This window comes from Rhizobacter sp. P2_G4, from assembly GCF_056403575.1.
The window spans coordinates 121,743-144,315 of the sequence record NZ_JBFUFG010000004.1; the positions used below are offsets into that span (position 1 = coordinate 121,743).

Below are 22,573 nucleotides of genomic sequence, written 5' to 3' on the forward strand. Positions count from 1 at the left end.
TCGCTCGTGCGATGTGCATGCTGAAGAGGCGCTACCCAGTCTGGCTTTTCGACCTGGACGACACGCTGCACGATGCATCGCATGCGGCGTTTCGATTCACCAGCCAGGCGATGACGCAGTACATGGTCGAGCACTTGGCCATGTCGATCGAGGAAGCCTCTGCCTTGCGTCAGCACTACTGGGACCGCTACGGTGCAACCTTGCTTGGCCTGGTGCGCCACCACGGCGTGAAGGCTAACCACTTCCTTGAGGAGACGCACCGGCTCCCGGGGCTTGAAGATCGCCTGCGCACCAGCGCACACGATCGTGCGGCGCTGCGGCGCCTGAAGGGCCGCAAGTTCATCTTCACCAATGCGCCGCGCAGCTACGCGCTGCGCGTGCTCAATGCGCTGAACCTGGCCGACTGCTTCGAGGGTGTGATCAGCGTGGACGACATGCGCATGTTCGGCCACCCACGGCCGAAGCCCGACGCGCGAATGCTTCGCTGCATTGCAGCACGGCTGAAGGTGCCGCCAAGCCGCTGCGTGTTGGTCGAAGACACGCTGGCGAATCAACGTTCGGCGCACGCCGTCGGCATGCGTTCAGTCTGGATGGGGCGCTACCTTCATTCAAAACGGAAGAGTGTGAAGAACGCCATGGAAGTTGGCGTTCACCAATGCCGAAAGCCCCCCTATGTGTATGCAAGAATTCGATCGCTGAAGACCCTGCACGCACTCTGATCACCGATCACCGCACAGATGACCGACGCTGAACCCACACCCGAAGAAGCGAACGTGCCATCTGCCGTGGCGGAGCCGACGGGTCGCAAGCGTCCGAAGCCGGGCGAACGCCGTGTGCAGATCCTGCACACGCTCGCGACGATGCTTGAACAGCCGGGTGCTGACCGCATCACCACCGCGGCACTGGCCGCCAAGCTCGATGTCTCCGAAGCAGCGCTGTATCGCCATTTCGCGAGCAAGGCGCAGATGTTCGAAGGCCTGATCGAGTTCATCGAACAAAGCGTCTTCACGCTCGTCAACCAGATCGGCGAGCGCGAGACAGACGGCCGCGTGCAAGCGCAAAAGATTCTCAGCGTGCTGCTTCAGTTCGGTGAGAAGAACCCCGGCATGACACGCGTGATGGTGGGCGATGCGCTGGTGTTCGAAAACGAACGCCTGGTGTCGCGCATGAACCAGTTCTTCGACCGCATCGAATCGATGCTTCGCCAGAGCCTGCGTCTGGTGGCCGAGTCGGCAGGTTCCAGCACGCCGACGGTCGATGCCAACGCCCAAGCCTCGGTGCTGACCGGCTTTGCCGTCGGCCGCCTGCAGCGCTATGCGCGATCGGGTTTCAAGCGCGTTCCGACCGAGCACCTCGACGCCGCGCTCAAGCTGCTCGTCGCCTGACAGCCAAGCGTCGAGCGAGGCAAGGCGTCGCAATGACGCCCGCTAAACTGCCCGCATGTCCGATCTCACCACTCCATTGCTGCAGCTGATCTCGCGCGCAGAAGCTCTGATGTCGCGCCTCGAATCGGCGCTCCCGCACACCTTGCAAGCGCCCGATTGGGCTGCAGCAATCGCCTTCCGTTACCGCAAGCGCTCGGGCTCATGCGCGCTTGAACCGGTGAAGCACGTGGCCACCATTCGCCTGAGTTCGCTGGTCGAGGTCGAGCCGCAAAAGGAGCGCCTGCTTCGCAACACCGAGCAGTTCGTCAGTGGCCACAGCGCGAACAATGTGCTGCTGACCGGCGCGCGCGGCACCGGCAAGAGTTCGCTGATCAAGGCCTGCCTCAACGAGTTTTCTTCTCGGGGGTTGAGGCTGATCGAAGTCGACAAGACCGACCTGGTGGACCTGCCCGACATCATCGACTTGGTGGCCGACAGGCCTGAGCGCTTCATCGTGTTCTGCGACGACCTGAGCTTTGATGAAGGCGAGGCGGGGTACAAGGCGCTGAAGTCGATCCTCGACGGCTCGGTGTCACAGGCGTCGGACAACGTGCTGATCTACGCGACCAGCAACCGGCGCCATCTGCTGCCGGAATACATGAAGGAAAACCTCAGCTACACCCACACCGAAGATGGCGAGGTACATCCTGGCGAGGTGATCGAAGAGAAGATTTCGCTGAGCGAGCGGTTCGGCCTGTGGGTCAGCTTCTACCCATTCACGCAGGACGAATACATCGCCATCGTGGCGCAGTGGCTGCGTGGCCATGGGGTGAACGAAGAGGCCATTGCTGCGGCGCGGCAAGAGAGTCTGGTGTGGGCGCTGGAACGCGGCTCGCGTTCGGGGCGGGTGGCTTTTCAGTTCGCCAAGGACTACGCCGGGAGGCACGCGGCGTGAACGCCGGTTCGGATCGGGTGCCGGTCGACGTCGCCGTGGGCGTGCTGATCGACCCCGAGGATCGTTTCCTGCTGACCTCGCGGCCCGAAGGCAAGGTCTACGCCGGCTACTGGGAGTTCCCCGGCGGCAAGCTGGAGGCCGGTGAGACGGTCGAGCAGGCCCTGCGGCGCGAGCTGATCGAGGAACTGGGCATCACCATCGGCGCAGTCCATCCGTGGAAGGTCGAGCTGGTGGACTACGAACACGCCCGCGTGCGCCTGCACTTCTGTAAGGTCCACGAGTGGTCGGGCGAGTTCGAGATGCGCGAGCGCCAAGCGATGGCTTGGCAGACCCTGCCGGTCGAGGTGGCGCCGGTGCTGCCGGGCACGATTCCGGTGCTGCAATGGTTCGCTTCCGAGCGCGGCTTTGCAGGGGCGACGCACAGGGCCGGTTGATACACTGACCGCATGAGTTTCCTCGACGAAATCACGTGGGATGCGCAGGGCCTGGTGCCGGTGATTGCGCAAGAGGTGGGCAGCAATGACGTGCTGATGTTCGCCTTCATGAATCGCGAAGCCTTGGCCGAAACCGTGCGCCGTGGCGAGGCGGTGTACTGGAGCCGCTCGCGCAACCGCCTGTGGCACAAGGGCGAGGAATCGGGCCATATCCAAAAAGTGCATGAGATGCGCATGGATTGTGACAACGACGTGCTGCTTTTGAAAGTGACGCAGCTGGGCCATGAACCGGGCATCGCGTGCCACACCGGCCGTCACAGCTGTTTCTTCCAACGTTATGACAATGGCGAATGGAAGGCCGTCGAGCCGGTCTTGAAAGACCCCGAAAGCATCTACAAATGAGGGCTGCGAATGAACGGCAATGACACCCTGGCCCGCCTTGCCGAAGTGATCGAATTGCGCCGGGCCGGTGACCCGGACAAGAGCTACGTGGCGCGTCTGTTCCAGAAAGGGAACGATGCCATCCTGAAGAAGATCGGAGAAGAGGCGACCGAAACGGTCATGGCGGCCAAAGACGGCGATCGCCAGAAGATCGTCTACGAGGTGGCCGACCTCTGGTTCCATTCGATGATTGCGCTGAGTGCCTTCGGCCTGAAGCCTGCGGACGTGCTCGCCGAGCTGGAACGGCGCGAGGGGCAGTCGGGCCTGGAAGAGTTTGCGGCCCGCAAGGCGCAGCAGCGCGAAGCCGATGCCGAAAGGAGAGACACATGAACGAGATCGTTACGGCGGAAACCGGCAGTCAGGAGCGCGAGACGCTCCGGTTGGTGACGCACGTCATGTACGCCTTGCACACTGCGTCGTGGTTTTCAGCCGGCATTTTTTCGGTGATCGCCATGATCATCAACTACGTCAAGCGGCCGGACCTGCCGGACGAGTTCTTCCGCAGCCACTTCCGCTGGCAGGCGCGCAGTTTCTGGTTCACGCTGCTGTGGCTACTGCTGACCTCGCCACTCTTCCTGCTGTTCGTGATTCCCGGCATCGGCGCCTGGACGCTGGTGGGGTTCTGGTACCTCTACCGGTTTGTGCGCGGCTGGTGGAGCTTCTCCGAGGGCCGGCCGATGCCCGTGCCTGCCGACTGAGCGACCTGCACCATGACACACGACCCCAACTGCATCTTCTGCAAGATCGTCGCCGGGCAGATCCCGAGCCGCAAGGCCTACGAAGACGACGACTTGCTGGCTTTTCACGACATCGCGCCGTGGGCGCCGGTGCACGTGCTGGTCATTCCCAAGACTCATATCGAATCGCTCTACGACACCACCCCCGAAGAGCATGAAGCCCTGCTCGGCCGCATGCTGGCGCTGGCACCCAAGCTGATGCGCGAACAGGGGGTCACGGGTGGCTTCCGTGTCTTGGTCAACAACGGGCCCGATGGGCGGCAGGAGGTGCCTCACCTGCACCTGCACGCCATGGGCGGCCCGCGGCCTTGGGCCAAAGGCTGAGGGTTTTGGCCCTCACCTAAACTTCGCTATTCCTGACAGGAGATCAATCATGGGTTCATTCAGTATTTGGCACTGGCTCATCGTGCTGGCCATCGTGGTCCTGGTGTTCGGCACCAAGAAGCTCAAGAACATGGGTTCCGACCTCGGCGGTGCCGTCAAGGGCTTCAAGGACGGCATGAAAGACGGCGCGAGCAGCGACGCCACGCCGACCAACCAGCAGGTCACGGCCAACAAGGCCACGGACGCCAACACCGTCGACGTCGAAGCCAAAACCAAATCGTAAGTGCAGACCCCCCAGTCGCTTTGCTCCTGCCCCCAAGGGGCGCCACCCATCGGAACGGCGGAGCCGGATCCTCGGGCGTTGCTTGATGGGCACGACGTTGTCCGTGCGGGCAATCGGTTCACCTTGACAGTTTTCAGCCTTGATTGATTTTGGGTTCGACAAGATCGCGCTGATCGGTGCGGTGGCGCTCATCGTCATCGGGCCGGAGAAGCTGCCGCGCGTGGCGCGAACCGTCGGCCACTTGCTGGGCAAGGCGCAGCGCTATGTGAACGACGTGAAGGCCGAGGTCAACCGCTCGATCGAGCTCGAAGACCTCAAGAAGATGAAGACGCAGTTCGAAGACGCAGCTCGCGACGTCGAGAAAACCGTCTCCGACGAAATCCACCAGACCACCTCGGCGCTTGAGAATGCCTGGGTCGACGCCGACCCGACGACTTCCAGCGGCAGCCTGCACGACGGCTTGCTGCCCGCACCCAGCTACAAGCACCCCAAGAAGAACTGGCGTCTCAAGCGAGGCGCGATGCCGCAGTGGTACAAGCAGCGGCACGGGGTGCGCAACAAGGCACAGTCAGGGGCAGCTCGCGTGGCACGCTTTCGGCCGCCACGATCGAACACTTCCCCATGAGCTCCTCTGATCACAAGCCCGACGAACTCGAAGGCACCGAGCAACCTTTTGTCTCCCACCTCATCGAGCTGCGCGACCGGCTGATCCGGGCGGTGGCGGCCATCGCGGTGTGCTTCGGCGTGCTGGCGATCTACCCAGGCCCCTCCGAGCTGTATGACCTGCTGGCGCACCCGCTGGTGGCTAGCATGCCGGCCGGCGGCAAGCTGATCGCCACCAACGTCATCTCGCCATTCCTGGTGCCGATGAAGATCACGCTGATGGCGGCGTTTCTACTCGCCTTGCCAGTCGTTCTGTACCAGGTGTGGGCGTTCGTGGCGCCAGGACTGTATTCGCACGAAAAGAAGCTGGTGCTGCCGCTCGTGGTGTCCAGCACCTTGCTGTTCTTCCTCGGTGTGGCGTTCTGCTACTTCTTCGTCTTCGGCAAGGTGTTTGCATTCATACAGGGCTTTGCGCCCAAGAGCATCACCGCGCAGCCGGACATCGAGGCTTACCTGAGTTTCGTGCTCACGATGTTCATCGCTTTCGGTGCCGCGTTCGAGGTGCCGGTGGTCGTGGTGGTGTTGGCGCGCATGGGCCTGGTGAGCATCGAAAAGCTCAAGGCATTTCGCGGCTATTTCGTGGTCATCGCCTTCATCATCGCTGCGGTGCTCACCCCGCCCGACGTGGTGTCGCAACTCGCCCTCGCCATCCCGATGTGCCTTCTCTATGAGGTCGGCATCTGGGCTTCGGTGATCTTCATCAAGCACACGCAGGCGCCAGCGGAAGAAACACCTCCCGCGAGCTGATTGCCCCGCGCTGCGCGCGGGGCAGGCCAGATATCAAGCAACACGCCGGGCAACGGGTCTCCCGGGCCCAGGCGTGGCGCCCCTTGGGGGCAGAAGCGAAGCGACTGGGGGGCTACTTTCTAACCTGGCTTTTCGGCCGCTGCGTGACGATCACCTTCAGTTCGATCGCCTTGTTGCCCCGCTGAATCCCGATCGTCGCAGGCTCCTTCGGTTTCAATGCGGCGACGGCGGCGAGCAGCTGCACGGTGTTGGTCACCGGCGTGTCGGCCACCTTCACCACCACATCACCCGGTCGCATGCCACCGACGCTTGCCGGCCCACTTTGCAGCACGCCGGTGATCAGCACGCCCTGACTGATGGGCAGGTTGAAGGTTTCGGCGATCTCTGGCGTGAGGTCGCGCGGCTCGACGCCGATCCAGCCACGGGTCACCTGGCCGTCGCGGATCAGGCCTTCCATCACCAGCTTGGCCGTGCTCACCGGGATGGCGAAGCCGATGCCCAGGCTGCCACCGCTGCGTGAGTAGATGGCGGTGTTGATGCCCAGCAGGTTGCCGTTAGCGTCCACCAGCGCGCCGCCGGAATTGCCGGGGTTGATCGCGGCATCGGTCTGGATGAAGTTCTCGAAGGTGTTGATGCCGAGCTGGTTACGGCCCAGCGCGCTGACGATCCCCGAGGTCACCGTCTGGCCGACACCGAATGGGTTGCCGATGGCCAGCACAACGTCGCCGACCTGGGCCGTCTCGACGCTGCCGAAGGTGATGACCGGCAGCTTCTCGAGCGAAATCTTCAGCACGGCGACGTCGGTTTCTACGTCGGCGCCGACCACCTTGGCGCGGGCCTGACGTCCGTCGGGCAGCTGCACTTCAATGTCATCGGCACCTTCGATCACATGGTTGTTGGTCAGCAGGTAGCCGTCGGGCGAAACGATCACGCCAGATCCCAGGCCGACCTGGGGCTGCTGTTGCTGACCCTGGGCCTGGTCGCCGAAGAAGAACTTGAACCACGGGTCTTCGCCATGCGGGTTGCGTTGGGCCGGCGCCTTGCTCGCCGTGATGCTGACCACTGCCGGCGTGGCGCGGCGAGCGGCAGCGCTGTAGCCGGCGATATTGCCCGAGGGCGGCAGACCCACCGGCTGCACAGCCGGTGCCTGGTTGATCGAGACGATGTTGGGCAACATCGTGCCGCCGGCACCGCGCTTGAGCCATTCGGGCTTCAAGGTGGCGACGACGAACAAGACCGCCAGCGCCACGGTGACCGCTTGGGAGAAAATGAGCCACGTCTTGCGCATCAACGAGATCCTGTTTCATGACCCCACGCACCGAACTTGAGTCGTACCTGGGCACGCTGCTGGAGGTAGGGAAGTTCCGTGATTATGGGCCGAACGGTTTGCAGGTCGAGGGCAAACCCGAGGTGCAGCGGATCGTCTCTGGCGTCACCGCCAGCCGGGCGTTCATCGAGGCTGCCATCGAGCAGAAAGCCGACGCGCTGCTGGTTCATCACGGCCTCTTCTGGAAGGGGCACGACGGGCGCGTGACGGGCTGGTTGAAGGCTCGGCTGGAGCTGCTTCTGGCCCATCGCATCAACCTCTTTGCCTATCACTTGCCGCTGGACGCGCATGCCAAGTTCGGCAACAACGCGCAGTTCGGTGCTCGGCTCGAGTTCTTAGCGGATGGGCGCTTCGGTGACCAGAATCTCGGCTTCATCGGCGCGCCGGCCCAGCCGCTGGCGGCTGCGGATCTGAACGCACTGCTGACACTGAAACTGGGCCGGACACCGGTGATGGTGCAAGGGAGCGATCAAACGATTCAGCGCGTGGCCTGGTGCACGGGCGGTGCGCAAGGCTACTTCGAGGCGGCCATCGCCGCCGGTGCCGACGCTTACATCACCGGCGAGATTTCGGAGCCACAGGCCCACCTTGCACGGGAGACCGGCGTGGCCTTCTTCGCTTGCGGCCACCACGCCAGCGAGCGTTTCGGCGCTCCCGCACTGGCGGGCCATTTGGCCGAGAAGTTCGGGCTGGAACATCAGTTCATCGAGATCGACAACCCGGCATGACTGCACCTCCCGTCATCACGATGGGAGATGCCTCCGGCATCGGCCCCGAGATCATTGCCAAATCCTTCGCCTCGGGGCTGGCGCAGGGCGCGGTCGTGCTGGGCGATGCCGGCGTAATGCGTCGCGCGCTGGCGTTGACCGGCCATAGCACTGCGCTGGCCTTGCTGGAGCGGGCAGCTGACGCGATGGGCTGTCCGCCGAACTGCGTCCCGTTGCTGCAGGCCCGGGACCTGCCCACCGACCTGATCGACGCACCGGTGGGCCAGATCGACGCGCGCGCAGGGGCGGCCGCTGCCGCGTGCATCGCCCAGGCCGTCCAGCTTGTGCAATCAGGTGACGCCAGCGCCATCGTGACCGCACCCATCCACAAGGAAGCGCTCTCCGCGGCCGGCGTGAGCTACCCGGGCCATACCGAGATGCTGCAGGCGCTGGCTGCGCGGCCAGGTCAGCCGGCGCCGCCGGTGCGCATGATGCTGGCCAACGAGGAGCTGCGCACGGTGCTGGTGACGATCCACATGTCGCTGCGCCGTGCCATCGACGCGGTGACCTTCGATGCCGTGCTTCAGACGCTGCGCATTGCCGACAAGGCGGCTCGCTCGTTTGGCATTGCGTCGCCGCGTATTGCAGTGGCAGGGCTCAACCCGCATGCCGGGGAGGGCGGTCTGTTCGGTGATGAAGAGCTGCGCATCATCAGCCCGGCCATCGAGGCTGCGCGCAGCGAGGGCATCAACGCGACTGGGCCTTATGCGCCCGACACGGTGTTCATGCGTGCGCGCCACACCGCCGCCCATCCGGGTGAGTTCGACCTGGTGGTCGCCATGACTCACGACCACGGGCTGATTCCGGTTAAGTACCTGGGCGTGGAGCAGGGTGTGAACGTAACGCTGGGCTTGCCGTTCGTGCGCACCAGTCCCGACCATGGCACGGCATTCGACATCGCAGGCACGGGGCGAGCCGATCCGTCCAGCCTAATCGCGGCGCTGCGAATGGCCCGCCAGCTGGCCGCCTAGCCAGCTACTTGCTGTTGGTGGTCAGCGCGGCGAGCTGCTTGCGAGCGCGGGCGGTGGCGCGTTCGATCAAGTAAGAACTCTCGAAGGCCTTGAAGCGGCCCGTTTCGCACATGCGCGACAACATGCGCGCCGTCAGCGACACGGTTTCGTGGTGGCGCTTGCCACGCGTGAACACGAAGAACGCACGCCCAGGGCTCACGTAGCTTAGGCGCACTTTCTGCCACTGGTCGTTCAGGTGCATCTGGTACGCGAACCCCAGGCGCACGTGGTCCATCAGCTGGATGCCTTGAGACGGCTCGGCAGCGTCCTTGGGCGAGAAATCGAGGTTGATGTCGAGCTTGGCCGACAGGTCGAGGTTGAGGTCGACCGGGCTCGTGTCGCTTTCGAAGTCGGCGGGGGCCGGCTCTGTGTCGGCCGTGAGGTCGATGTCGACCTCGCCGGACCAGTTGACCGCACTTTCGTCGATCAGGCCGATCTGCTTGGCCTCGGTGTCGGAGAACTGCGGCTCCAGCGCGGTGACGCCGGTGCTCGTCATCGGCACGTCGCGCAGCAGGGCGTCAGGTTCAGGCACTGGCGTGTTGAACACGCCCTCGAGCTGCTTGGCGAGCAGGTTGTATTCGAGTTCGCTCAGCGGCTGGCCCTTGAGCGAATCGGCGTGGGCAGGCAGGAGCTTGCTGAAGAATTCCTTCTGCGCTGCATCGGGCCAGCCGACGAGCTTCATGCCCTCGTTCAGGTCCTTCATCAGCGGTGGCAGCTGCATCAGGAACTTCTTGCGCATGGCCGGCGAGCCCTTGGGCTGCACGCTCATTACCAAGTCGCGGCCGGCGCGTTTGAGGCGCTGGACCAGTTCGGACTGCGGACCGTCGCGGCGCGTGCCGAGCGCGAGCGCCTGACTCCACACCTGGGCCAGAAAATCGCGAAGATATTCTGGCAACGCCAGCGGGTTGAGCGCGGAGCGCAGTTGCAGCATGTAGCGCTGCTGCACTCGCAGGTCGGACTCCTTGCTGTCGACCACCGAGACGGCCGAGGCGTTCACCTCGACATCGGTCTTGGCCTGCTGCGCGACGAAGCCTTCCAGCGCATTCAGCTTGGCGACATAGACATCGATCTGGTCGAAATCGCCTTCCACGATCTCCTGCACCAGCTCGCGCACGCGCACCATGAACTGCTTGCCGAGCCCATCGTCGAAGTCTTCGAAGGCGACGGCGAGCGAGGCGATGCGGTTGACGAAACGCCGCACCGGGTGCTTGCGCGAAGAGAAGAAGGTGTTGTCGACCAGGGCGACGCGCAGCACCGGCAGTTGCAGGCGCGCAATCTGCCGTGCCATCTGCGGCGGCACACGGGGGTCGGACAGGATCTGATCAAAGAGGCTGCCGACCACGTCGATCACCATGTGATCGAGCGTGCCGGTGGAGGCGGCTCTCAGTTCTTCGCGGTGGTTGCGGATCAGGTTGGCGGCCATGAGGCCGGAGGCCACGTCGCCGTACCCGCTGCCGCCTGTCGATGCGCCCAAGGCGCCGCTGCCCGTGCCGCCAACCGCTCGCGCGCCCAGCCCGGCGGGCATCGTCGGCCCGCCCAGATCCGCGGGGCGTGTGGCCAGGAACGTCAGGCGCCGGATCAGCGACATCAACTCGGCGTCGGCCTGCGCCGAAGAATTGGCGTTGCGCCCGCCGCCGCCCGCGCGGCCCAAGTTGCCAGCCGCACCGGGCTGGCGGTTTCCGCCAACGCCCTGTGACGACGCGCTGGGGTCTCGGCCACCCCAGCCGCCTTGGCCGGTGCGAGCACCGGAGCCGCCGCTACCACCCGGGCCGCCCCCTGTGCTGTGGCCTCCGGCACCGGAGCCGCCACCGTCGAAGTCGGCATTCGCGGTCGAATTGAAATGACCGCTGCTGGTGCTCACGCCGCTGTCCCCGCGCGACAGGGTGTCGTAGCCCGAGACGCGCTCACGCGACAGCTCGTTGCCCGGCCCTTCGACGCCTTTGACAGTCAGCCCTACCGGCTGGATGCCGCGGGCGCGGAAGTCTTTCAGGATGTCGGCGTAGCAGGTCGGCATCACCCGGGCCATGCCGAGCCCGAGTTCCCGCGCCAGCAGCTTGCGGCTTTCCTTGTCCTTCGAGACGGAGTCGATGGCGCGGTAGATGGCGGCGCCCAACACCTCGGATCGCAGCGGGTTGCGGTCATGGTCGGCGCGGCCGATGCCCAGCAACTGGCCGGTGTACGACGCCAGTTCGCGCAGCTCCCATTCGCAACCGTGGGTGATGGCCTGGCTGATGCGATCCGCGAACATTCGTTCTTCGACTTCGGAGTCATCGACCAGACTGAGTGATTGCCAGTCGGTTTCAGCGAGTTTGCGGCCTCCGTCGTGACCCGGGTTGAGCTCGCGGGTGACTTTCTTGCTCAAGGTGTCGGCAAACACCAGCACGAAGGTGCTCATGTGGCGCCGCAGGTCGATCTGCGCGTTCACCAGGTTGTCGCGATCGAGGATGCGGGCCGCCGCCGAGGCGAGCAAGCCGAGGTGGTCGGCCACGCGATCCGCCACGCCCGCGGTGGTCGTCTTGATGTGATTCATGGCCGCATCGAATGCGGCCTGGGCGCGTGGATCGGTCTGATTCATCTCGAGCGGGGCCACTGTTGGCCGGCCGGAACGCGCTCACAGGCAGGCTCCCTCCTGAGCGCACGGCCTTGAAGTATGGGGCCAAATCGTACCCGCCCGCCACGTCGTTGCACCGCGGCGACGACCGCGGTTCCCGTCAGAAACCCGCGGCCGTGAAGCCGATCACCTCTTCAGTGAATCGCGAATCTCGCGCAGCAGCAGCACATCTTCGGGTGTTGCAGCGGCTGGGGGCGGTGGCGCATTCTTCTTCAGGCGGTTGATCTGCTTGACCATCAGAAAGATGATGAAAGCCAGAATGATGAAGTTGATCGCGACGGTGATGAAGCTGCCGTATGCGAACACGGCACCGGCCTTCTTGGCGTCCGCCAGATTGGTCGCCGCCTGCCCGGCGAGCGGGATGAAGTAGTTCGAGAAGTCGAGGCCGCCGAGCAGCTTGCCAACGATCGGCATGATGAGATCGCCGACGATCGAGTCCACGATCTTGCCGAACGCCCCGCCGATGATCACGCCGACGGCGAGGTCGACGACGTTTCCCTTCATCGCGAATTCTTTGAATTCGGTCGTAAATCCCATGGCTCTCTCCTGTTGACGATGCCGGCGCAGTATTGCCCAGCGCGAAGAGATGTCAAGGCTGCTCGGCAGACGCTGTTCAGCGAAGCTCGCTTGCGCGGTCGGCCTGCCGGGCTTGACACGTCCGCTAGAATTCTCGGTTGCCCCTGATCAGAAGTCAGCATTGAGGATCCCCATGAGTGACCAGCAAGTCGATCAAGGCCGCCGTACCTGGGTTGCCATCGCCTGTGGCGCAGGTGCGGTCGGTGGTGTCGCCACCGCCGTGCCTTTCGTCAGCACCTTCCAGCCTTCCGAGCGCGCGCGAGCTGCCGGAGCGGCCGTCGAAGTCGACATCGGTGACCTGAAGCCCGGCGAAAAGAAGACCGTTGAATGGCGCGGCAAGCCGGTGTGGATCGTGCGCCGCACGCCCGAGCAAGTGGCCGCCTTGCCCAAGAACGATTCTCAGCTGGCCGATCCCCAATCCGAACGCAAAGCCGACGAGCTGACCCCGAAGTACGCCCGCAACGAAGGCCGCTCGCTCAAGCCCGAGGTCCTGGTCGTCGTGGGCATCTGCTCGCACCTGGGTTGCTCGCCATCCGATCGCTTCCAGCCGGGTGCCCAACCCTCGCTGCCCGACGACTGGGCCGGTGGCTTCCTGTGCCCCTGCCACGGTTCGACCTTCGACATGGCCGGCCGTGTCTACAAGAACAAGCCCGCGCCCGACAACCTCGAAGTGCCTCCGCACATGTACTTGTCCGACAGCCGACTCCTCATCGGCGAAGACAAGCAGGCCTGAGATGACGGCTTCCACGTCACTTCGTTCCTGCCCCCCGAAGGGGTGCTCAGCCGCCTTGCGGCGGCCCGGCGGCGTCTGACGCCAGGCATCAACGGCATTTCAGGAGATCTTCTTTCATGGCCGAGTTCAAGCAAGTCAGTCCCAACGCGCCGATCGGCGAGAAGCTGTTGACCTGGGTCGACAACCGCTTCCCTGCGAGCAAGCTCTACAAAGAGCACATGAGCGAGTACTACGCTCCGAAGAACTTCAACTTCTGGTACGTCTTCGGCTCGCTCGCACTTCTGGTGCTAGTGATCCAGATCGTCACCGGCATCTTCCTGGTGATGCACTACAAACCCGATGCCACCAAGGCGTTCGAGTCGGTCGAGTACATCATGCGCGACGTGCCCTGGGGCTGGCTGGTGCGCTACATGCACTCCACCGGCGCGTCGGCGTTCTTCGTCGTCGTGTACCTGCACATGTTCCGCGGCATGATCTACGGCAGCTACCGCAAGCCGCGCGAGCTGGTGTGGATCTTCGGCTGCGCGATCTTCCTGTGCCTGATGGCCGAGGCCTTCATGGGCTATCTGCTGCCTTGGGGCCAGATGTCGTACTGGGGCGCTCAGGTGATCGTGAACCTGTTCCAGGCCGTGCCTTTCATCGGCCCTGATCTGGCTCTGCTGATCCGGGGTGACTATGTCGTGTCCGATGCCACGCTGAACCGCTTCTTCAGCTTCCATGTGATCGCGGTGCCTCTGGTGTTGTTGGGTCTGGTCGTTGCGCACATCATTGCGCTGCACGAAGTGGGTTCGAACAACCCGGATGGCGTAGAGATCAAGGCGAAGAAAGATGCCAAGGGCATTCCGCTCGATGGTGTGGCCTTCCATCCGTACTACACGGTGCACGACATCTATGCTGTCAGCGTGTTCCTGATGGTCTTCTGCGCGATCTTGTTCTTCTCGCCGGAGTTCGGCGGCTATTTCCTCGAATACAACAACTTCATTCCGGCCGATCCGCTGAAGACGCCGGCGCATATTGCGCCAGTCTGGTATTTCACACCGTACTACTCGATGCTGCGTGCAACCACGTCGCAAATGGTCTACGTGTTGGTGGCCTTGGTCGGGCTGGGCGCCGTGCTCAGCATCGTCAAGGGCGGTTTCTCCGGGCTGGTAAAGGCGGCGATCGCCATCGGGGCCCTGGTCGCGGCCTTCCTGCTGCTTACTTTCGAAGCGAAGTTCTGGGGTGTGGTCGTGATGGGCGGCGCCGTCGTCATCATGTTCTTCCTGCCCTGGCTGGACCGCGCCGAAGCCAAGTCGATTCGCTACCGTCCGAGCTGGCACAAGGTCATGTACGGCTTGTTCGTGCTGGTGTTCGCCGTGCTGGGCTACTTGGGCGTGCAGCCGCCGTCTCCGGTGGGCGAGCGCGTGTCGCAGGTCGGTACCTTGTTCTACTTCGGGTTCTTCTTGCTGATGCCCTGGTGGAGCCGCGTGGGCCAGTCGAAGCCCGTGCCTGACCGCGTGACGTTCGCTGCCCACTGAAGACGCAAGCCGGAACCCATACATCATGAAGAAACTGATTTTGATTCTGCTGGCATCGTTCGGCTTGAGCGCCGGTGCCGTGGCTTCGGAAGGTGGCGTTGCCTGGGACAAATTCCCCGAAGGCAAGGTGACCGACATGGCTGCGCTGCAGCATGGCGCCAAGCTGTTCGTCAACTACTGCTTGAACTGTCATTCGGCCTCGTTCATGCGCTACAACCGCTTGCGCGACATCGGCCTGACCGAAGACCAGATCAAGAAGAACCTGATGTTCGCGACCGACAAGGTCGGTGAAACGATGAAGGTTTCGCTGGACGCGAAGCAGGCCAAGGAATGGTTCGGTGGCACGCCGCCCGATCTGACCGTGATCGCCCGTTCGCGCGCCGACATTGGTAAGGGCTCGGGTGCTGATTACCTGTACACCTACCTGCGCAGCTACTACCGCGACGACACCAAGGCCACCGGTTGGAACAACCTTGTCTTCCCGAGCGTGGCCATGCCTCACGTGCTGTGGGAACTGCAGGGCCAGCGCATCGCCAAGTACGTTGAAGAAAAAGATCCGCATCACGAAGGCAAGACCGAGCATCGCTTCGCCGGCTTCGAGCAGGTGACGCCGGGAACGCTGAGCCAGATCGATTACGACGATTCGGTGGCCGATTTGGTGGGGTTTCTTCAGTGGATGGGTGAGCCGGCGCAGAACGACCGGATCAAGCTCGGTACCTTCGTGCTCATCTTCCTCGCCATCTTCACGGTCATTGCATGGCGGCTGAATGCAGCCTTCTGGAAAGACGTGAAATAAGCGTGCGACCCGCGGCCGCAGGGCTTTGCCCTGATCGGCCCAGATCGTTTGCGGAGTGGGGATGCCCGCCGGGGCCCGCCCACTCCGTTTGTGTTTTGCAAGACCTCTAGCCTCAAGGAGCCGCCATCATGATGGTGCTTTACTCCGGAACGACCTGCCCTTATTCGCACCGTTGCCGCTTCGTCCTGTTTGAAAAAGGCATGGACTTCGAAATCCGCGACGTGGACTTGTTCGCCAAGCCCGAAGACATCGCGCTAATGAACCCGTACAACGAAGTGCCGATCCTGGTCGAGCGCGACCTGATTCTGTACGAGTCGCACATCATCAACGAGTACATCGACGAGCGCTTCCCTCACCCGCAGCTGATGCCGGGGGATCCAGTCGCTCGCGCTCGCGTGCGTTTGTTCCTGCTCAACTTCGAGAAGGAACTGTTTGCTCACGTGAACATCCTCGAGTCGCGCGGCGGCAAACCCACCGACAAACAGCTGGAAAAGGCCCGCTCGCAGATTCGCGATCGCCTCACGCAGCTCGCGCCGATCTTCCTGAAGAACAAGTTCATGCTGGGCGACGACTTCTCGATGCTTGACGTGGCCATCGCCCCGCTGCTGTGGCGCCTGGACTACTACGGTATCGACATGTCGAAGAACGCCGTGCCGCTGCTCAAGTACGCCGAACGCATCTTCTCGCGCCCGGCCTACATCGAAGCGCTGACGCCGTCCGAGAAGGTCATGCGCAAGTAAAAGAAGAGCAACAGCGGCATGAGCCTCATCCCGACGTCGCCAGGCAATGCCGGCAGTTCCACCCGGCCTTACCTGATTCGCGCCTTGCACGACTGGTGCACCGACAACGGCTTCACGCCGTACTTGGCGGTACACGTCGACGCGAGCGTGCAGGTGCCGATGGAGTACGTGAAGAACAATGAAATCGTTCTGAACGTCGGGTTCGAGGCCACCACGGCCCTGAAGCTTGGTAACGAATTGATCGAGTTCAAGGCGCGTTTCGGCGGCAGCTCGCGCGACATCGCCGTGCCGGTCGACCACGTGATCGCCATCTATGCCCGTGAAAACGGGCAAGGCATGGCGTTTCCCGTGCCGGCCGAAACGGCAGCCGGTGCCGAATCGCCGTTGCCGCCCGTTCCCTCCGATCGGCCGACCCAGCCGGGTGGGCTGCGCTTGGCAAGCGCCGAGGGCAGCGCGCCAGCCGACAGCAAACCAGTGGATGCTGGCGACGATCAGGAACCGCCCGAACCACCCAGCGGTGGCCGTCCGTCGCTCAAGCGGATCAAATGAACCGAGTGCCGCTGGACGAGTCGGCGGCTAAAATCTCGGACACCTCTTTCTAGCCCTTGTAGCTCAGTTGGTAGAGCAGCGGTTTTGTAAACCGAAGGTCGCGGGTTCGATTCCTGCCGGGGGCACCATTCCATCGAACCAGGTTCTCGCAAGATTGCTGCGGGGCTTCGCCCCAACGTTCTTGACCCTTTCGGAGCGGCGTAACAGTCATGCCGCCCTCGGAGCTAGCGGATACGTCTCGTATCAGCTCGATTGAACCTTGATTCTGATTGCAGTAACCTGCCATTCCCGACCCTTGAGTGCATCCTCCAGCCGGGGCTGAAGCTGACGCAGTTTGGCGGCGACCGACGCGTTTGCAACGAGCAACGACCAGCCTTCACTGTCCACGGGGCCGGGTTTCACATGAGCGGCCAGAGCCGCCGGCAAGACGTGGCGGACGGCGTCGAAGCGTGCATTCGATTCACGCATCAGCTGCTGGAGTCGAACAAGCGGGGCGCTGCGATCAAGCGCCTGTTCTATACGCAGGGCGTTGGGGGTGACCGGGGGTTGCTTCGGGTTCACCGCAAGGAGTTTAACGATGCAGATCATCATCACGCACGGCAGCTCGGCGCGCACCCGCGTGTTGCACTTCAATCGGCTGCAGTTGGGCGGCCTGATTGCGGGGCTCGTCATCATGCTGCTGCTGCTGTCCGGCACGGTCTACCACGTGGTTTTTCTGAAGGCAGCGCGGGAGGGGTGGCCGGTGGTCAGCCAGATCGTGCGTCTGCTGGTCCGCGACGAATTTGCCCAGCGTGACCGTTTCATGCGCGAGAACCTCGACGCCATGGCGCAGAAGGTGGGCGAGATGCAGGCCAAGCTCATCAAGCTGGAAGCGATCGGTGAGCGTGTTTCAGGCTTGGCCGGGGTCAAGCCCGATGAGCTCAAGCAAATCGCGCCGGCGGCCATCCGCGGCGGGCAAGGAGGTCCCTTCGTTCCGGCCGGCACGCCGTCGTTCGACCAACTCAACGGCATGGTCTCTTCACTCGATGAAGCTGCCGAGCAAAGCACGGACCTCTTCACGATGATCGAGTCGCGGCTGTTCGAGAGGCGCCTGGCCGCCTTGATGGTTCCCAACAGCCAGCCGATCAGCGGGCCGGTGGGGTCGGGTTTCGGCTTCCGCACCGACCCGTTCACCGGTCGGGCTGCCTTGCACACCGGTCTGGATTTCGCCTCGGAAGTCGGCTCACCCATCATGGCCGCGGCGGGTGGCGTGGTTCGTTCGACGGACTTTCACCCTGCCTACGGCAACCTGCTGGAGATTGACCACGGCAATGGTCTGGTCACCCGCTATGCCCACACCTCCAAGATCCTGGTCAAGGCCGGTGACCTGGTGAAGCGGGGGCAGGTGGTCGCGCTGGTCGGGACGACCGGCCGTTCGACCGGCCCGCACCTGCACTTCGAGGTGATGGTCGAAGGAGTGCTCCAAGACCCTGCCAAGTTCCTTGCGGGGAAGGGGTCGGCCGGCGTTCGTACCGCGGCGACGCCTGCCCTCAACACCCCTGCCAACCCGCCCTGAACGCCCCTCGGGGGCATGTGCCCCCGGTGCTAAGATTCGCGGCTTTTCCCGCGGTAACAACGGCCTCGCCTTGTAAAAGGCCGAAGCGGCCCTCAGTTCCAAGGGCAGTGCCCTTTCCAAGAATTCACGCGGCTGGCAACGTGCCAGCCGCTTTGAATTTGCCCGCTGCTTTCCAGCCCCAATCCCTGACGCTGCATGTTGCCCAAGCTTCTCACCTCGATATTCGGTAGCCGCAACGACCGCCTGCTCAAGCAGTACCGGGCCGTGGTGCAGCAGATCAACGCCCTGGAGCCGCAGTTCGAAAAGCTCGACGACGCCGCGCTGCGAGGCAAGACCGACGAATTCAGGCAACGTGTCGCCCGCGGCGAATCGCTCGACGACTTGTTGCCCGAAGCCTTTGCCGTGGCCCGCGAGGGCAGCAAGCGCGCCCTCAAGATGCGCCACTTCGACGTGCAGCTCATCGGCGGCATGGCACTGCACGACGGCAAGATCGCCGAAATGCGCACCGGTGAAGGCAAGACGCTGATGGCGACATTGCCGGTCTATTTGAATGCGCTCACCGGCAAGGGCGTCCACCTGGTCACGGTGAACGACTACCTCGCGCGCCGCGATGCCGAGTGGATGGGCAAGCTCTACAACTTCCTCGGCCTCACGGTCGGCGTGAATCTGCCGCAGATGCCGCGCGAGGAGAAACAGGCCGCCTACGCCGCCGACGTCACCTACGGCACCAACAACGAATACGGCTTCGACTACCTGCGCGACAACATGGTCTACGAGACGGCCGACCGCGTGCAGCGCGGCCTGCCGTACGCCATCGTCGACGAGGTCGACTCGATCCTGATCGACGAAGCACGAACGCCGCTCATCATCAGTGGCCAGGCCGAAGACCACACCGAGATGTACGTGCGGATCAACGCCGTCGTGCCGCAGCTCAAGAAGCAGATCGGCGAGCTCGACCTTCGCACCGGCGAAGGCGTGATTGATCCGGGTGACTTCACGGTCGATGAAAAGTCGCACCAGGTGTTCCTGACCGAAGACGGCCACGAGAACGCCGAGCGCATCCTCCGTGAAGCCGGGCTGCTGGTCGAAGGCGCGAGCCTCTACGACCCGCAGAACATCACGTTGATGCACCACGTGTACGCCGCCTTGCGTGCGCGCCACCTCTACAACCGCGACCAGCACTATGTTGTGCAGGACGGCGAGGTCATCATCGTCGACGAGTTCACTGGCCGCCTGATGACGGGCCGCCGCTGGTCCGATGGCTTGCACCAAGCGGTGGAAGCCAAGGAAGGCGTGCAGATCCAGAGCGAGAACCAGACGCTCGCATCGATCACCTTCCAGAACTACTTCCGCATGTACGGCAAGCTGTCGGGCATGACCGGTACGGCCGATACCGAGGCCTATGAGTTCCAGGAGATCTACGGCCTGGAAACCGTCGTCATCCCGCCGAACAAGCCGACCGCCCGCAAGGACGAGCTCGACCTGGTCTACAAGACCGACAAGGAAAAGTTCGACGCCGTCATCCAGGACATCCGCAGCTGCCATGAGCGTGGCCAGCCGGTGCTCGTGGGCACGACCTCGATCGAAAACTCGGAGCTGATCTCCGAGAAGCTGAAGAAGGCCAACCTGCCGCATGCCGTGCTGAACGCCAAGCAGCACGCGAAGGAAGCCGAGATCGTCGCGCAGGCCGGTCGGCCGGGTGTGATCACCATCGCCACCAACATGGCGGGTCGCGGTACCGACATCGTGCTGGGTGGCAATGTCGAAAACCAGATCAAGCTCATCGAGGCCGATGAGTCGCTGAGCGAGACCGAGAAGGCGCTTCGCGCCGACAAGCTCCGCAGCGAGTGGCAGGGCCTGCACGAGCAGGTGAAGTCAGCCGGCGGCCTGCGCATCATCGCCACCGAGCGGCACGAGTCGCGCCGCATCGACAACCAGCTGCGTGGCCGCTCCGGCCGCCAGGGCGACCCGGGTTCGTCGCGCTTCTACCTGTCGCTCGAAGACTCGCTGATGCGCATCTTCGCCGGCGACCGTGTGCGCGCCATCATGGACCGGCTGAAGATGCCCGAAGGCGAGGCCATCGAGGCGGGCATCGTCACGCGCAGCATTGAAGGCGCGCAGCGCAAGGTCGAGGCGCGCAACTTCGACATGCGCAAGCAACTGCTTGAATACGACGACGTGGCGAATGACCAGCGCAAGGTCATTTACCAGCAGCGCAACGAGATCCTCGAGGCCGAGAGCCTCACCGCCCAGATCGCAAGCCTCCGCGAAAGCACGCTGACCGATGTGGTGCGCACCTATGTGCCCGCCGAAAGCGTCGAAGAGCAGTGGGACCTGGCTGGCCTCGAGAAGACGCTGCGCGAAGAATGGCAGCTCGATCTGCCCATCAAGGCCCACGTCGAGAAGAGCAGCGCGATCACCGATGAAGACATCCTCGAGATGGTCGTCAAGGCGGGCAACGATGCCTTCACTGAAAAGCTGGAGCGTGTGGGTGCGGAGCAGTTCACGCCCTTCGAACGGATGATCCTGCTGCAGTCGATCGACCAGCACTGGCGCGAGCACCTCGCGGCGCTGGACTATTTGCGCCAGGGCATCCATCTGCGCGGCTATGCGCAGAAGAACCCCAAGCAGGAATACAAGCGCGAAGCCTTCGAGCTGTTCAGCCAACTGCTCGACGTGGTGAAGATGGACGTCACCCGCATCCTGATGACGGTGAAGATCCAGACGCAAGAGCAGATGGCCGAGGCAGCCGAGGCTATCGAAGAGCGCGCCGAAGCCATCAGCAACGTCACCTACACCCACCCCGGCGATGACGGCAGCGTGGTGCAGGAAACCGATGCGTCCACGGTGGCAGCCGAGTTGCCCAAGGTCGGTCGCAACGACCCCTGCCCCTGCGGCAGCGGCAAGAAATACAAACAATGCCACGGCAGGCTGGCCTGAGCTGGTTCTGACCTCGTCTTGACCATCGAAAACGGAGCCTGCGGCTCCGTTTTTTCTTGAGGTTTCGGGTCGGGGTGTCATGGTCCGTTTCTACAATCGGCGCCTGCCACGATCCAACCGAGAGACGACCATGCCTGTCAACCTGCAAACGCCCGACCCCAAAGACCTGCATGCCGTGCCGGGTGTGAAGCTGGGCATCGCGATGGCCGGTGTACGCAAGGCCAACCGACGCGACCTGACCGTGATCACGCTGGCCGAAGGTTCCCAGGTGGCCGGCGTGTTTACCAGCAACCGCTTCTGCGCCGCGCCGGTGCAGCTGTGCCGCAAGCACCTTGCCGCAGCCATCGGCCCGCGTGCACTCGTCATCAACACCGGCAACGCAAACGCCGGCACCGGTGAAGACGGGCTGATGCGCGCGTTCTCGACCTGCGTGTCGGTGGCGCAGCAACTCAATCTGTCGCCCGAGCAGGTGCTGCCGTTCTCGACCGGCGTGATCATGGAGCCGCTGCCGACCGACCGCATTGCCGCCGGCCTGCCCGCTGCGATTGCCGACTTGAAGGAAGCCAACTGGGCGGTGGCCGCTGAAGCCATCATGACCACCGACACCTTGCCCAAGGCGGCGTCGCGTCAGATCCAGATCGGCGGCAAGACGGTCACCATCACCGGCATCAGCAAGGGTGCCGGCATGATCCGGCCCAACATGGCGACGATGCTGAGCTTCCTGGCCACCGACGCCGTGATCGCGCCGCAACTGATGCAGGCCTTGACCACCGAGGCGGCCGACCGATCGTTCAACCGCATCACGATCGATGGCGACACGTCGACCAACGATTCATTCGTCGTCGTGGCCACCGGTGTGGCCGGCCACGCGCCGATAGCCCAGCTTGAGACCGGTGACGGTGCCTTGCTGAAGCAAGCCGTGATCGACGTCGCCACGCAACTGGCCCAGGCCATCGTGCGCGACGGCGAAGGTGCCACCAAGTTCATCACCGTGCAGGTCGACGGTGGCAAGAACGAAGCCGAGTGCAAGCAGGTGGCCTATGCCATCGCCCATTCGCCGCTCGTGAAGACGGCCTTCTTCGCGAGCGACCCCAACCTCGGCCGCATCCTCGCGGCGGTGGGCTATGCCGGCATCGCCGACCTCGACCAGACGCGCATCGAGATGTTCCTCGACGACGTGCACGTGGTCACCGACGGCGGCCGCAAGGCGAGCTACCAGGAAGCCGATGGCGCGCGCGTGATGAAGCAGAGCGAGATCACCGTGCGCATCGACCTGCGCCGCGGGCCGGCCCAGGCCACGGTGTGGACCTGCGATCTCAGCTACGACTACGTCAAGATCAACGCCGACTACAGGAGTTGATCGTCCGGTGTTACGCGCGCATGTGAACGCGCATTCCTGACGTGTGCTGCCATGTGTTTCGCATGTGTACTCGGCGAATTTTTTCTAGGGGGTGAACCCCCTTCGGACCTTGCTTGCCCACAGCACCCGCTGGTAGCATGGCCG

At 63.5% G+C, this 22,573-nt stretch carries 25 protein-coding genes and 1 tRNA gene; 22 read left to right on the forward strand and 4 right to left on the reverse strand.

Annotation, left to right across the window (positions count from 1 at the left end; translation table 11 throughout):
- Nucleotides 1-17: 17 nt before the first annotated feature.
- From AC1DYS_RS16635 to tatC, 11 genes are all read left to right on the forward strand, one after another.
- Entirely contained in the window at nucleotides 18-719 is a 702-nt protein-coding gene (locus tag AC1DYS_RS16635; protein WP_477901069.1) for a pyrimidine 5'-nucleotidase, read from the forward strand.
- Nucleotides 720-737: 18 nt separating this feature from the next.
- Nucleotides 738-1,385, forward strand: coding sequence for a nucleoid occlusion factor SlmA (gene slmA, locus AC1DYS_RS16640; RefSeq protein WP_477901071.1), 648 nt, complete (start codon nucleotides 738-740; stop codon nucleotides 1,383-1,385).
- Nucleotides 1,386-1,440: 55 nt separating this feature from the next.
- The gene (locus AC1DYS_RS16645; RefSeq protein ID WP_477901073.1) at nucleotides 1,441-2,319 is read left to right on the forward strand and encodes an ATP-binding protein; all 879 of its coding nucleotides are present in this window, start codon (nucleotides 1,441-1,443) and stop codon (nucleotides 2,317-2,319) included.
- On the forward strand, nucleotides 2,316-2,753 hold the full coding sequence (locus AC1DYS_RS16650; protein ID WP_477901075.1) for an NUDIX domain-containing protein: 438 nt from the start codon (nucleotides 2,316-2,318) through the stop codon (nucleotides 2,751-2,753). Before AC1DYS_RS16645 ends, AC1DYS_RS16650 begins: the two co-directional genes overlap by 4 nt.
- A 12-nt stretch (nucleotides 2,754-2,765) precedes the next feature.
- Nucleotides 2,766-3,155 carry a phosphoribosyl-AMP cyclohydrolase gene (gene hisI / locus AC1DYS_RS16655; RefSeq protein WP_477901077.1) on the forward strand — a complete coding sequence of 130 codons (390 nt, stop codon included), beginning with the start codon at nucleotides 2,766-2,768 and terminating at the stop codon, nucleotides 3,153-3,155.
- A 9-nt stretch (nucleotides 3,156-3,164) separates the two neighbouring features.
- Nucleotides 3,165-3,524 carry a phosphoribosyl-ATP diphosphatase gene (locus AC1DYS_RS16660; protein ID WP_477901079.1) on the forward strand — a complete coding sequence of 120 codons (360 nt, stop codon included), beginning with the start codon at nucleotides 3,165-3,167 and terminating at the stop codon, nucleotides 3,522-3,524.
- Nucleotides 3,521-3,892 (forward strand): DUF4870 family protein, encoded by a 372-nt coding sequence (locus tag AC1DYS_RS16665; RefSeq protein ID WP_477901081.1) that lies wholly within the window; start codon nucleotides 3,521-3,523, stop codon nucleotides 3,890-3,892. The genes AC1DYS_RS16660 and AC1DYS_RS16665 overlap by 4 nt, the downstream gene beginning before the upstream one ends.
- A 12-nt stretch (nucleotides 3,893-3,904) precedes the next feature.
- Nucleotides 3,905-4,255 (forward strand): histidine triad nucleotide-binding protein, encoded by a 351-nt coding sequence (locus AC1DYS_RS16670; RefSeq protein WP_477901083.1) that lies wholly within the window; start codon nucleotides 3,905-3,907, stop codon nucleotides 4,253-4,255.
- A gap of 49 nt (nucleotides 4,256-4,304) precedes the next feature.
- Nucleotides 4,305-4,538, forward strand: a complete 234-nt coding sequence (gene tatA / locus AC1DYS_RS16675) for a Sec-independent protein translocase subunit TatA (RefSeq protein ID WP_477901085.1) — start codon at nucleotides 4,305-4,307, stop codon at nucleotides 4,536-4,538.
- Nucleotides 4,539-4,677: 139 nt separating this feature from the next.
- Complete coding sequence (gene tatB / locus AC1DYS_RS16680) at nucleotides 4,678-5,163, forward strand: Sec-independent protein translocase protein TatB (protein ID WP_477901087.1); 486 nt, start codon at nucleotides 4,678-4,680, stop codon at nucleotides 5,161-5,163.
- Nucleotides 5,160-5,948 (forward strand): twin-arginine translocase subunit TatC, encoded by a 789-nt coding sequence (gene tatC / locus AC1DYS_RS16685; protein ID WP_047493797.1) that lies wholly within the window; start codon nucleotides 5,160-5,162, stop codon nucleotides 5,946-5,948. Before tatB ends, tatC begins: the two co-directional genes overlap by 4 nt.
- Nucleotides 5,949-6,060: 112 nt before the next feature.
- Here the strand turns inward: tatC and AC1DYS_RS16690 are convergent, their stop codons facing one another.
- Nucleotides 6,061-7,236 carry a S1C family serine protease gene (locus AC1DYS_RS16690; RefSeq protein WP_477901089.1) on the reverse strand — a complete coding sequence of 392 codons (1,176 nt, stop codon included), beginning with the start codon at nucleotides 7,234-7,236 and terminating at the stop codon, nucleotides 6,061-6,063.
- 17 nt (nucleotides 7,237-7,253) lie between these two features.
- On the opposite strand from AC1DYS_RS16690, the gene AC1DYS_RS16695 reads away from it, so the two are divergent.
- Together AC1DYS_RS16695 and pdxA are read left to right on the forward strand one after the other, a co-directional pair.
- A complete protein-coding gene (locus AC1DYS_RS16695; protein ID WP_477901091.1) occupies nucleotides 7,254-8,003 on the forward strand; it encodes a Nif3-like dinuclear metal center hexameric protein in 750 nt (249 codons plus the stop codon).
- A complete protein-coding gene (gene pdxA / locus AC1DYS_RS16700) occupies nucleotides 8,000-9,013 on the forward strand; it encodes a 4-hydroxythreonine-4-phosphate dehydrogenase PdxA (RefSeq protein WP_477901093.1) in 1,014 nt (337 codons plus the stop codon). Before AC1DYS_RS16695 ends, pdxA begins: the two co-directional genes overlap by 4 nt.
- A 4-nt stretch (nucleotides 9,014-9,017) precedes the next feature.
- On the opposite strand, the gene AC1DYS_RS16705 is transcribed toward pdxA, so the two are convergent.
- Both AC1DYS_RS16705 and mscL read right to left on the reverse strand, forming a co-directional pair.
- A complete protein-coding gene (locus AC1DYS_RS16705; RefSeq protein WP_477901095.1) occupies nucleotides 9,018-11,582 on the reverse strand; it encodes a DUF1631 family protein in 2,565 nt (854 codons plus the stop codon).
- A 207-nt stretch (nucleotides 11,583-11,789) separates the two neighbouring features.
- Nucleotides 11,790-12,200, reverse strand: a complete 411-nt coding sequence (gene mscL, locus AC1DYS_RS16710; RefSeq protein WP_477901097.1) for a large conductance mechanosensitive channel protein MscL — start codon at nucleotides 12,198-12,200, stop codon at nucleotides 11,790-11,792.
- Between the two features lie 172 nt (nucleotides 12,201-12,372).
- Between mscL and petA the strand changes: the two genes are divergently transcribed.
- From petA to AC1DYS_RS16740, 6 genes are all read left to right on the forward strand, one after another.
- Nucleotides 12,373-12,972 carry a ubiquinol-cytochrome c reductase iron-sulfur subunit gene (gene petA / locus AC1DYS_RS16715; protein ID WP_047493816.1) on the forward strand — a complete coding sequence of 200 codons (600 nt, stop codon included), beginning with the start codon at nucleotides 12,373-12,375 and terminating at the stop codon, nucleotides 12,970-12,972.
- A gap of 116 nt (nucleotides 12,973-13,088) precedes the next feature.
- On the forward strand, nucleotides 13,089-14,489 hold the full coding sequence (locus AC1DYS_RS16720) for a cytochrome b (RefSeq protein WP_477901099.1): 1,401 nt from the start codon (nucleotides 13,089-13,091) through the stop codon (nucleotides 14,487-14,489).
- Nucleotides 14,490-14,514: 25 nt separating this feature from the next.
- Nucleotides 14,515-15,285: a cytochrome c1 gene (locus AC1DYS_RS16725; protein ID WP_477901101.1), complete on the forward strand. Its 771-nt coding sequence runs from the start codon at nucleotides 14,515-14,517 to the stop codon at nucleotides 15,283-15,285.
- A gap of 128 nt (nucleotides 15,286-15,413) precedes the next feature.
- Nucleotides 15,414-16,025, forward strand: coding sequence for a glutathione S-transferase N-terminal domain-containing protein (locus AC1DYS_RS16730; protein WP_047493825.1), 612 nt, complete (start codon nucleotides 15,414-15,416; stop codon nucleotides 16,023-16,025).
- Between the two features lie 18 nt (nucleotides 16,026-16,043).
- Entirely contained in the window at nucleotides 16,044-16,574 is a 531-nt protein-coding gene (locus AC1DYS_RS16735) for a ClpXP protease specificity-enhancing factor (RefSeq protein WP_477901103.1), read from the forward strand.
- Nucleotides 16,575-16,626: 52 nt separating this feature from the next.
- A tRNA-Thr gene (locus tag AC1DYS_RS16740) sits at nucleotides 16,627-16,702 on the forward strand.
- A gap of 115 nt (nucleotides 16,703-16,817) precedes the next feature.
- Here the strand turns inward: AC1DYS_RS16740 and AC1DYS_RS16745 are convergent.
- Nucleotides 16,818-17,165 (reverse strand): hypothetical protein, encoded by a 348-nt coding sequence (locus AC1DYS_RS16745; RefSeq protein ID WP_477901105.1) that lies wholly within the window; start codon nucleotides 17,163-17,165, stop codon nucleotides 16,818-16,820.
- Between AC1DYS_RS16745 and AC1DYS_RS16750 the strand changes: the two genes are divergently transcribed.
- The 3 genes from AC1DYS_RS16750 (at nucleotide 17,152) to argJ (ending at nucleotide 22,429) form a co-directional block, all read left to right on the forward strand.
- Nucleotides 17,152-18,129: a M23 family metallopeptidase gene (locus AC1DYS_RS16750; RefSeq protein WP_477901107.1), complete on the forward strand. Its 978-nt coding sequence runs from the start codon at nucleotides 17,152-17,154 to the stop codon at nucleotides 18,127-18,129. The two genes, AC1DYS_RS16745 and AC1DYS_RS16750, sit on opposite strands and share 14 nt — an antisense overlap.
- 195 nt (nucleotides 18,130-18,324) lie before the next feature.
- Nucleotides 18,325-21,069: a preprotein translocase subunit SecA gene (gene secA, locus AC1DYS_RS16755; protein WP_477901109.1), complete on the forward strand. Its 2,745-nt coding sequence runs from the start codon at nucleotides 18,325-18,327 to the stop codon at nucleotides 21,067-21,069.
- Between the two features lie 130 nt (nucleotides 21,070-21,199).
- Nucleotides 21,200-22,429: a bifunctional glutamate N-acetyltransferase/amino-acid acetyltransferase ArgJ gene (gene argJ / locus AC1DYS_RS16760; protein ID WP_477901111.1), complete on the forward strand. Its 1,230-nt coding sequence runs from the start codon at nucleotides 21,200-21,202 to the stop codon at nucleotides 22,427-22,429.
- Nucleotides 22,430-22,573: the final 144 nt, after the last annotated feature.